General features: G+C 53.5%; 1 protein-coding gene and 1 pseudogene. Both read right to left on the bottom strand.

Annotated elements, in window-relative coordinates; all coding sequences use genetic code 11:
• A partial coding sequence (locus AC1D00_RS35950; RefSeq protein ID WP_477013933.1) for a tetratricopeptide repeat protein occupies positions 1 to 1,788 on the bottom strand: 1,788 nt, incomplete at its 3' end.
• A 619-nt stretch (positions 1,789 to 2,407) separates the two neighbouring features.
• Positions 2,408 to 2,618 (bottom strand): annotated as a pseudogene (locus AC1D00_RS35945) (hypothetical protein); the annotation flags it as partial.

The raw sequence follows: 2,618 nt of genomic DNA, 5'->3' as shown, positions 1-2,618 counted from the left end.
CACCAACGTCGCATAAGCGGGAAATTCCTTTTCCATACGCAACTTGTTGGCAGCCAACTTTTGTTCAATCTGAGCTATGTATTTCCGCAGCTGTTCAATTGCCGTTGGGTTCTGTTCGGCCTCAGGTTTTGAACGCTCAGCCGTCAACATCTTGTCTTTCGACTGCCAGGTATCACTTAGGTCCTGGCTCTCTCGCACTAGCTCCGCGAGCGCGCCGTTGCCCGAAGAAAACCGAACGCTCATTTGTTGGATGGCTGCGGCAGCCGAAGAGTGCAATGACCATTGAGCACTCTCGAACGCCTCCAGACCAAATGATTGCCGCTGATCGGCGCGCAAGTGTGATGCAGCACTAAGACTCATCACATGATTCTGAAAATAGAAGGTTCGCTGTTCTATCAGACCGGCTTGATGCTGCGGTCCTGCAGTTCTTAATTCGACGGTGGCGTGCGCAAGAACTGCGTCTTTCGCTTTGCGGCTCCACGAGAGCGCATCATCGACGTTTCCTCGCGCGGTTTCCAGTAGCGACAGAACATTGAACGATTTCGCCACGGAGGGATGGCTTGGTCCAAATGCAGCCTCTTCGATTGCAAGTGACCGTCTGTACAGCGGATCAGCTTGGGAGTATTTGCCCTCGACTTGGTAGATCAATGCTAAATTGTTCAGCGATGACGCCGCCTTCAAACTACGAGGGCCGAAGGTTTGCTCCACGATGGTTGACGCGCGCCCGACGTTCTCTCGAGCATCGCTGTATTTTCCTTGCTCTAAATATAAAAGGCCGAGATTGTTTAGCGCATCTGCCGTCGCCGGATGGCTTGTCCCGAGCGTCGCCTGTTGGATCGCAAGGCTCCGCTTGTAGAGCGCTTCGGCTTCAGTAAGATTGCCTAGTCTAGTGCATACCACCGCCAAACTGTTGAGACTAAACGCTACTGCTGGATGATTCTGACCAAGGGATTTTTCCCTTATGGCGAGTGCGCGGCGATCAAGTCCTTCCGCTTCCGTGAACCTACCTTGGATTTCGAGTGTCGCGGCAAGATTTTGAAGGCCCTCCGCGACATCGGGGTGATTGGCTCCAAGAGATCGTTCGTTGATTGTGACCGCCTGCTTTTGTAGCTCTTCGGCATCCTTGTACTTGCCTGTTTGGAGATACACGGATGCCAAATTGATAAGCATTGGCACAGTTTCGCGGTGATTGGCGCCAAGGACCTTGTCTTTGATTTCAATAGCCCGCTGGTAGAGATCTATGGCGTCCGCCAACTTGTCTGTTTTTTCATTTATACGGGCCAGGTTGTTAAGCGTGTTGGCGTAGTCTGTGTTGCCTGGGCCCAACGTCTTTTCATAGATTGGCAATGCGCGTCTGTAGAACTGCTCGGCCTCGCTATACTTACCTTGGGCCTCGCAAATGGTACCCAGATTATTTAGAACTTCGCCGACACCGGCGTGGCTGGCACCTAGCGCCTTTTCATAAATGGGCAAGATGCGCCGATAGACTTCCTCTGCCTTGTCATACTTGCCGAGCTTATCGTAACTCATCCCAACGTAAGTTAAGACAGCGCCATAAGCAGGGTGCTTGGTCCCAAGCCGCGATCTAACGGCGGCCTCAAGCTTCTCTGCTTCGACAAGAGCTTGCGCATAGTTTCCGCGATCAAAGTTATCGTTGAATCTCTTATACGCTGCGCTCTCGGCGGAGAGCGCAAAAAGTGGCGATTGCGTTAGCAACAACAACGTCGTTGCGAACGCGACAATGACTGCGGTTCGACCCATTGGATTCGTACAGTTGCAAAATGCCATTACTAGCTCCAACAAGTTTTCTGCGGGGCGCGGGCAATCCTAGTCTCCCACTGGGGGGCAAGTCCCGCGCAGCTACGCGGTTGGCCACGTCCATCTTCTCTATCATGGAAAAAGATCCGACGGTGGGGCGTGCCGATGCATCGCGACGCGCAATGCTGAAGTGCATGGACGACAGATCAAATTCTCGCAACGCTTATCCGACGTTGTGGGGTCCATTTGAAATTGTCGGCGAGGGGGCTCGCGCTCATGAGCCACAACCGTTGTTCGACGATAAGACGGTGTTCTCCTTCAAAAGACTCGTGGATGTTTTGACGTCGGAAGAATCGAAGGTTAGCGGCAGCGTACGCGTGAGCAGCTGCTGGTGTCGGTGGAGCGGCAGGACATACATAATCGCTTGCCACGTTGATCGACGTAGACGCAAAAATTAGTTCCATTCGGTTGACGCACGCAGGTCCAAGGGTTCGAAGCGCTTAAAGCGCTCGACGCGGTGCCGATCATCGAAAGAGCGACAAATGCGCCAACAACCGCTAACTCGAAGATTTTCATGGCCGTCCCCCTGAGACACGCCTTTGAAAGCGTGGATGCTCTATCTCGGATTCCCCAAAACTATCATTAGTCTCTACAAATAATTGCGTTTGTCCAGCTCTCTGCCGTCCACGGGCGCCGGCGCCTTCGTGTAGACCTTGGCCGGCAAATCGGCTGCCTGTGCGCCACTTGCAAGTCCGAAAAAGACCGCGCCGATCGTTAGCCCTGAAATTCGTTTCATTAACGCCCTCTCGCGCTGAAGCCTCTTGCGAAGGCGGACTCTTTGCCGCGAGCTTCGGCTAGGC

The sequence above is a fragment of the Bradyrhizobium sp. P2_E8 genome (genome assembly GCF_056403875.1).
This window is presented reverse-complemented; position numbering and strand designations above follow the sequence as displayed.